This window comes from Winogradskyella sp. (assembly GCF_013213975.1).
In the GTDB taxonomy this organism is placed as follows: domain Bacteria; phylum Bacteroidota; class Bacteroidia; order Flavobacteriales; family Flavobacteriaceae; genus Winogradskyella.
The window spans coordinates 50,519-58,209 of sequence record NZ_JABSST010000006.1 but is presented as its reverse complement, the minus strand read 5'-3'; the positions used below and the strand labels follow the sequence as shown (position 1 = coordinate 58,209).

7 protein-coding genes are annotated in these 7,691 nt (G+C 34.0%); 4 read left to right on the top strand and 3 right to left on the bottom strand.

Translation table 11 applies throughout. The annotated features are described in order from the left end of the window. From glmS to HRU49_RS01405, 3 genes are all read right to left on the bottom strand, one after another. On the bottom strand, positions 1 to 1,633 hold a 1,633-nt coding region (gene glmS / locus HRU49_RS01415), incomplete at its 3' end, for a glutamine--fructose-6-phosphate transaminase (isomerizing) (protein WP_296353405.1). 10 nt (positions 1,634 to 1,643) lie between these two features. Next, positions 1,644 to 3,362 carry a DUF4270 domain-containing protein gene (locus HRU49_RS01410; RefSeq protein ID WP_296353403.1) on the bottom strand — a complete coding sequence of 573 codons (1,719 nt, stop codon included), beginning with the start codon at positions 3,360 to 3,362 and terminating at the stop codon, positions 1,644 to 1,646. Positions 3,363 to 3,370: 8 nt separating this feature from the next. Further along, complete coding sequence (locus tag HRU49_RS01405; protein WP_296353401.1) at positions 3,371 to 4,183, bottom strand: glycogen/starch synthase; 813 nt, start codon at positions 4,181 to 4,183, stop codon at positions 3,371 to 3,373. Between the two features lie 110 nt (positions 4,184 to 4,293). Between HRU49_RS01405 and panC the strand changes: the two genes are divergently transcribed. Genes panC through HRU49_RS01385 form a run of 4 tightly spaced genes read left to right on the top strand, consistent with a single transcriptional unit; the run spans position 4,294 to position 7,663 of the window. Next, positions 4,294 to 5,145: a pantoate--beta-alanine ligase gene (gene panC / locus HRU49_RS01400; protein ID WP_296353399.1), complete on the top strand. Its 852-nt coding sequence runs from the start codon at positions 4,294 to 4,296 to the stop codon at positions 5,143 to 5,145. A gap of 13 nt (positions 5,146 to 5,158) precedes the next feature. After that, entirely contained in the window at positions 5,159 to 5,509 is a 351-nt protein-coding gene (panD, locus tag HRU49_RS01395; protein ID WP_296353397.1) for an aspartate 1-decarboxylase, read from the top strand. A 4-nt stretch (positions 5,510 to 5,513) separates the two neighbouring features. Continuing rightward, entirely contained in the window at positions 5,514 to 6,473 is a 960-nt protein-coding gene (locus HRU49_RS01390) for a lysylphosphatidylglycerol synthase transmembrane domain-containing protein (RefSeq protein WP_296353394.1), read from the top strand. Positions 6,474 to 6,514: 41 nt separating this feature from the next. Next, positions 6,515 to 7,663: an alpha/beta hydrolase-fold protein gene (locus tag HRU49_RS01385; RefSeq protein ID WP_296353393.1), complete on the top strand. Its 1,149-nt coding sequence runs from the start codon at positions 6,515 to 6,517 to the stop codon at positions 7,661 to 7,663. Positions 7,664 to 7,691: the final 28 nt, after the last annotated feature.

Sequence of the window (7,691 nt, the reverse complement as noted above, 5' to 3'; positions counted from 1 at the left end):
ATTTAATTTCTTGAATATTACTTACAACTTTCTCGTAATGCCCTTTTTTTGTTGCGATCACAACAACAGGCATTTGTTCATCAATTAATGCAATAGGTCCATGCTTCATTTCTGCAGCAGGATAACCTTCAGCATGTATATATGAAATTTCCTTAAGTTTAAGTGCACCCTCTAATGCTACAGGGAAATTAAAACCACGACCTAGATAAAGGAAATTTGTAGCGTCCTTATAAATGTCAGCCACAGTTTGAACATATGCATCAGATTTTAATGCTTCCTCAACTTTACTTGGTATGGTTTCTAGTTCAATTAAATGGTGTCTAAATTCGGAACTCGAAATAGTTCCTTTAGCTCTGGCTAACCTCAATGCCATTAATGTCAAAACAGTTATTTGAGTGGTGAAAGCCTTTGTTGATGCTACACCTATCTCAGGGCCTGCATGAGTGTAAGCTCCAGCATCGGTTTCTCTAGCAATAGAAGATCCAACAACATTGCAAACCCCAAAAACAAATGCACCTTTAGATTTTGCTAATTTTATAGCAGCAAGCGTATCTGCTGTTTCTCCAGATTGAGAAATTGCAATGACAATATCGTTTTCAGTTATAACCGGATTTCTATATCTAAACTCTGAAGCATATTCTACTTCAACAGGGATTCTTGCGAGATCTTCAAAAATATATTCAGATACTAATCCTGCATGCCATGAAGTTCCACAAGCAACTACAATTATCCGATCAGCAGCCAAAAACTTTTTCATGTTATCTTCAACACCTGCAAGTTTAACCACGGCTTCATTACTAATAAGTCGCCCACGAAAGGTATCGGAAATTGCCTCTGGTTGTTCATGAATTTCTTTTAACATAAAGTGTTCATAACCACCTTTTTCGATTTGCTCTAAATTAAGTTGTAATTCTTGTATGTAAGGATCTACTAAGGCGTCATTCTTTATTTTTCTTACTTTAATATCTTTGCCTCGTCTTATAATAGCTAATTCTTCATCTTCAAGATAAATAGCATTTTTTGTAAACTCAATGAACGGAGAAGCATCACTAGCAATGAAAAATTCATTTTCTCCAATTCCAATTGCCAAGGGGCTTCCTAATTTAGCAACAACAATTTCATTTGGTTTATTTCTATCGAAAACAGCTATAGCATAAGCTCCAATAACCTGATTTAGAGCTGTTTGAACCGCTTTTCCAAGCTTCGTATTTTCATTACGCTTAACATCTTCAATTAGATTAACCAATACTTCTGTATCGGTATCAGACTTGAAGGAATATCCACGCTTGATAAGTTCTTTTTTAAGGGAATCATAATTTTCAATGATACCATTGTGAATAATTACAAGATCACCTGAGTTAGAATAATGAGGGTGAGAATTGATATCATTAGGTACACCATGAGTAGCCCAACGCGTATGACCAATTCCTAATGTTCCATGGGTTGAAATTTCATCTTCCAACCGTTCTTTCAAATCTGATACTTTTCCTTTAGTTTTTGATAGCTTGATATCGCTTCCATCGTAAAGTGCAATACCAGCACTATCATATCCGCGATATTCAAGTCTCTGGAGACCTTTAATAATTATAGGATAGGCCTCTCGGTGACCAATATATCCAACAATTCCGCACATAGGTTAAATTTTAGTTATTTGGTTCGGTGTAATATATCTCTAAATACACCTTTTTAGTTGGGTCTTCAGTATTGTTTCCATGCAACACTGTCCCTCTTGGTGAAAAAACAGAACTTACAGGCACTGTAAATTCTGAATTGTCTTCGGTTTGTACTTGTCTTTGAAGAACTATTTCTTCCATGTTAACATTTAAAGACACGGCTAGACCTAATTCAACATTGGTAGAGTCTCTTAATAATAGATTATTTATATGCTCTGTGATTCTGAATTTGTATCTGATTCCGTCGCCATCTGGTTCATCATCAACACGTTCCAAAGGACCAAGATGAGTCGTCTTCGAAAGCGAAGGTAAACCAGAATTAGAAATATCAAGGAAATAATCGTCTAAAGGTTGCTTATTGTCTACATCATACAAATAGAGGCGATCAGGCTCATCACCATCTACTAAATTCTGGTCAACATAAAATACCAAATTAGCTTCGTTAATTATGCGTTTAGCCCTGACAAATTTTCCTTCACTATCCGTTTCAACAAAGTCGCTTTTCCAAGCTTCGAATGTATTCATTGTGTCATCATCGTCATCAAGGTCAGTTCCATTAAATAATTTAAATTTCGCTACTGCACCTTCTCCACCTTTTAGAAACAATCTAGCATCACCATTTACATTATCACCATCATTTATTACGGTTGTGAATTCATTAGTAATGAAATTAATATTATTTGGGCCAAAATTCAAGGTATATGTAGCTTGTTCAGTAGCATCTTCTTCATCAGAATTTGCAATTAGCCTAGTGTAATATATAGTTATATTTGATGTCTGTCCAGCAGGTCCTGCAGTGTTGAAGATAATAAAACTTCCATCATCATTTATAGGTTCTGCTTTGAAGTATAGACCTCTAAAATATTCAGAAAACGCATTTTGCCCTTCTAAAACAGGATCACCAGCCTTAGAGATAATTTTGTTATGCCAGAATGTCGTATCTAATAATACTCTAATCCCAGGAAATTGTCTTCGAGATGTCACTTCTTCTTCGCCATCTTCATTTTCTTCAACAGATGTTAAAATATACCCATCTTCTGAAATTTCGATGGTATTATCAATAGGGTCAAAATTACCAGTATCTTCGTTATAGTCAACAAAAGTTAATTCCACACCTTCAAGTGAGGTCTCAGAAATCATTTCTGATGTTGATGCCGACATGTTAGAAAAGTAAGGCTGAATTTCATCAAATTCAGCATCAGGATCAAAATCTCTAATAAAATAATTGCTCTCAAATAAACTTAGCCTAAATGGCTCTCTTCCAAAAACAGAATCAATTTCATAGGTAATATTCTCGTCGTCATCAATATCTTCAATAGAACTAAAGTATGGCAAGTATAATACAACAGAATCGATTTTTACTTGTTCACCAAAATCTGAGGTAAACGTTGAAGTAGTTAACTGAGAAACAAAACTATTTGTTGTTCTTCCGTAAGCAACATCGTCATAAATGCCAATAGAATTAAGACCTAGTCCATTTGTTTGAACGGGTTCTAGTACATCAGTATAAGTTATGATATCAGTAAATTCTGGATTTGTTTCACTCATTTGCAAAACATCGAAATTAGTGGCAACATCAGAGCTAATTATATCAGATTCTAAAGCAGAGAAATCTTTATCACAAGCAATGAAACTAATCACTATGAATAATAGGACTAGTATTTGAAGGGCAAACTTATTTTTATTCATAAAAGTTATTAACTGTTTAAAACAGCTTCTTTATAAAACTCAGTATATGGGTCAGCAAATTCTTCTATTGAATGAAAATCCAATACTGGTTTTGTTAATTCGTTTAAATACGTATCTAATTCTGAAGGTAAGGACTCCGAACCTTTAATAATAGCATCAGAATTATCAATGGCTACTTTCATTAGATTTATGTAATCCGGTTTGCTAAGCGTTTCTATAGCTTGTTCTTCCAAACCATCAAATTTTATTTTATTAATCATGTTTTTATCTAACGTTCCATCAAAGCTTTGATTGTATACCGAAGTTACAATTTTACTCTCAGTAAATAATGGTTCTGTTTTATAAAACTCTTTTAAATACAGCGGTAATAAAGATGCTAACCAGCCATTTACATGAATGATATCTGGAGCCCAGTTTAATTTCTTAACAGTTTCTATAACTCCTTTAGCAAAAAATATCGCACGTTCATCGTTGTCAGAAAACAACTTACCGTCCTCGTCAGTTAATGTGGCTTTACGTTTAAAATACTCTTCGTTATCTATAAAATAAACTTGAATTCTTTCCTTTGGAATAGAGGCGACCTTAATTATTAAAGGCATATCTAAATCATTAATAACTAAATTGATTCCTGACAATCTTATGACTTCATGTAATTGATGTCTTCTTTCATTAATATTTCCAAAGCGAGGCATAAATATTCTTATCTGTCCACCTTGTTTGTTCACCATTCTTGGAGCCTCAAAGGACATAGAGGAAATCTCAGTTTCTGGTAAATAAGGAACAACTTCCGACGACACATATAATATTCGTTTATCTTTCATAAATCTACTGCTTTTGAAAATTAAAAGTAAAAAACAGGCAAAATTACAAAAATTTGTGCAGATTGCCAGTAAAATATTATGTTTGCACCCGTTAATTTTTTGTTACTAGATTGAAAATTTTTCTTAATAAAACCGAGCTATCTTCCTATTTAGAGGAATTTAAATCGAAAGGAGATTCTATAGGATTTGTGCCTACCATGGGTGCGCTCCATGAAGGTCATTTGTCTTTAGTTAAAAAAGGTTTAGAGGATAATAACCTAGTGGTTGTGAGTATTTTTGTTAATCCTACTCAATTTGACAATGGAGAGGATTTAATTAAATATCCAAGAACACTAGATGCTGATGTTAGGGCCTTAGAAAGCGTAAGTAAAACCAAGATCGTTGTATATGCGCCGGCAGTAGAAGATATTTATGGTAACAATGTAACATCTCAGGCTTTTTCTTTCGATGGTTTAGAGCATGAAATGGAGGGTGCGTTTAGAAAAGGGCATTTTGACGGTGTTGGTACAATAGTTAAGCGCTTATTTGAAATTGTAAAACCCGAGTATGCATATTTTGGTGAAAAGGATTTTCAGCAATTGCAAATAATAAAAAAACTTACCGAGCTTTATAATTTACCTGTTAAAGTTGTAGGGTGTCCAATTCATAGAGCAGATGATGGATTAGCAATGAGTTCTAGAAATACGAGGCTAACGACTGAGCATCGAGCTGCAGCACCATTTATATTTAAAACATTGCAAACTGCCAAAATTAAGTTTGGCACAGAAAGTGCTAAAGTTGTGACGGAATGGGTCGAGAAAGCATTTAAAGAAGAACCATTGTTAGATTTGGAATATTTTATTATAGCAGACACCATGACCTTAAAGCCAGTTAAACGAAAATCAACACAAAAGACATACAGAGCCTTTATAGCTGCTTATGCTGGTGATATAAGACTCATAGATAATATCGCCTTAAATTAATTATCTTTGCCTTATGCAAATTCAAGTTGTAAAATCTAAAATTCATCGCGTAAAATGTACAGGTGCAGACCTTAATTACATTGGTAGTATAACTATCGATGAGGACTTAATGGATGCTGCAAATAATATACAAGGTGAGAAAGTTCAAATTGTTAACAATAATAATGGTGAACGACTAGAAACCTATTGTATTCCTGGTCCTCGTAATAGCGGTGAAATCACTTTAAATGGCGCTGCCGCAAGAAGGGTTGCAGTTGGTGATATTTTAATTCTAATTACTTATGCCTTTATGGATATAGAAGAGGCAAAAGTTTTTAAACCATCATTGGTCTTTCCAAATGAGGAAAACAATTTATTAAATTAAACACTTGAGTAAATCAAAGTCCATCCTAAAGGTTATAATACCCTTACTCTTAGGTTTGCTTTTGGTCTGGTATTCATTGTCTCAAATTTCTATTTCTACACTTGTTAAATATTTCAAGAATGCTAATTATTTTTGGATTGTTTTGGGTGTAAGTCTGGGGGTATTAAGTCATGTTTCACGAGCCTATAGATGGTTGTTTATGGCGGAGCCACTTGGCTACAAGCCTAAGTTAGTCAATAGCTTTATGGCTGTATATTCTGCTTATCTTATTAATCTAACTATTCCAAGAGCTGGAGAGGTTGCTCGAGCATCAATTCTTTCAACTTATGAAGGCGTGCCATTTGATAAAGGATTGGGAACAATCGTAGCAGAACGGGTTGCGGATACTATAATGTTGCTTTTAATTATTGGAGTTGCACTTGTTTTGGAGTTTGATTTCATTTACAATTTTCTTATTGAAAAGTTTAACACTTCTGCACTGTTAATTGGATTACTTGTACTTATAATCATTGGAGGAATTTTCTTTTTGTTTATCAAGACAAGTTCATCTTCGATTGCTTTAAAGGTCAAAAAATTTGTAAATGGTCTTATTGAAGGTACGCTCAGTATTTTTAGAATGAAAAAGAAATGGCCTTTTCTCTTCCATACAGTATTCATTTGGGTGATGTATTTATGCATGTTTTTTATTACGACCAAGGCGCTACCAGAATTACAAGGTATAACTTTAGGTACAGTCTTGATTGGATTTATTTTAGCGAGTTTTAGTATTGCTGCTACCAATGGCGGTATAGGATCCTTTCCAGAAGCTGTTGTTATTGCCTTTACATTATTTAGTATTTCTGAAGATCCAAGTAGAGCTTTTGGATGGATCATGTGGTCTGCACAAACCTTGATTATTATTGTGTTTGGTGGTTTGTCATTACTATTCTTGCCAATCTACAACAGGAAGAAATCTAATTTATAGAAATATTTTTTACCTTGTCTTATCCTAAATTTAATCAACCAATGAAGAAATTTTTCACCAGTTTACTTCTTTTAACTGTTTGCTTTAGTCTGTATTCACAAGCTATTTATGAAAGTATCGATTCTTATAAATTGGAAGGACAACGAGAATTAAAGATTCAACTTCCCAGAAACTACGATGCAGATGCTGACAGAGCTTATCCATTAGTTATGGTTTTAGATGGGGATTATCTTTTTGAACCTGTAGCAGGAAATATTGATTACCAAGCATACTGGGAGGATATACCTGATTGTATTATAGTTGGAATAAAACAATCAGAAACAAGAGAAGATGACTTTTATTATGCTGATGAGACAAGTTTCCCAGTTGATAAAGGTGCTGCATTTTATGAGTTTATGGGTGCAGAGTTAATTCCATTTATAGAGGATAACTATAACGTTTCACCATATCGAGTAATCGTTGGTCATGATTTGAGTGCAAATTTTATTAATTATTACCTTTTCAAGGATGAGCCAATGTTTAGAGCTTACATAAGTTTGAGTCCAGATTTAGCCCCTAAAATGATTGAAAGGTTACAGCAACGACTCACCATTCTGGGTCAAGAAACCTTCTATTATATGGCAACAGCAGATGCCGATGTTAAGGTGCTTCGAAATTCCATAATAGAATGCGATGCTAAATTAAAGCCGATTAAAAATGATAAGCTGCATTATAAGTTTGATAATTTTGAAGATGCTAACCATTACTCTTTAGTTGGTCGTGGAATCCCGAAGGCACTAAATGAGATATTTGCCTTATACAAACCTATAAATGGAAAGGAGTACAATGAAAAAGTACTGCCTTATGAGGGGTCACCTTACGACTACTTGATGAAAAAATACAATGATATCCAGTATTTTTATGGGTTTGAAAAAAAGCTCATTGAAAATGATATCAGAGCCATAGCAGCTGCCTCAAAAAAGAAGGATGATTTAGAATCTTTAGAGAACCTTGCAAAACTGGTTAACAAACAGTTTCCTAATTCTATGCTTAGCGCCTATTACATGGGTATGTTTTATGAAAAAGAGGGTAATTTAAAGAAAGCCCTTTTACGATATAAATCGGGATTACTTTTAGAGCCTTCCCAATACATCGATAAAGAATTGATGCTTGAGAAAATGTACGACGTACAGGATGCAATTAATGACTAATTGCATTTCGTCGAAAAAAATTTACAAT

What these genes read in the sequence shown, in the direction of transcription:
- HRU49_RS01410 (WP_296353403.1), bottom strand. Translation starts at nt 3,362, where the DNA reads ATGAATAAAAATAAGTTTGCCCTTCAAATACTAGTCCTATTATTCATA.
- HRU49_RS01405 (WP_296353401.1), bottom strand. Translation starts at nt 4,183, where the DNA reads ATGAAAGATAAACGAATATTATATGTGTCGTCGGAAGTTGTTCCTTAT.
- panD (WP_296353397.1), top strand. Translation starts at nt 5,159, where the DNA reads ATGCAAATTCAAGTTGTAAAATCTAAAATTCATCGCGTAAAATGTACA.
- HRU49_RS01385 (WP_296353393.1), top strand. Translation starts at nt 6,515, where the DNA reads ATGAAGAAATTTTTCACCAGTTTACTTCTTTTAACTGTTTGCTTTAGT.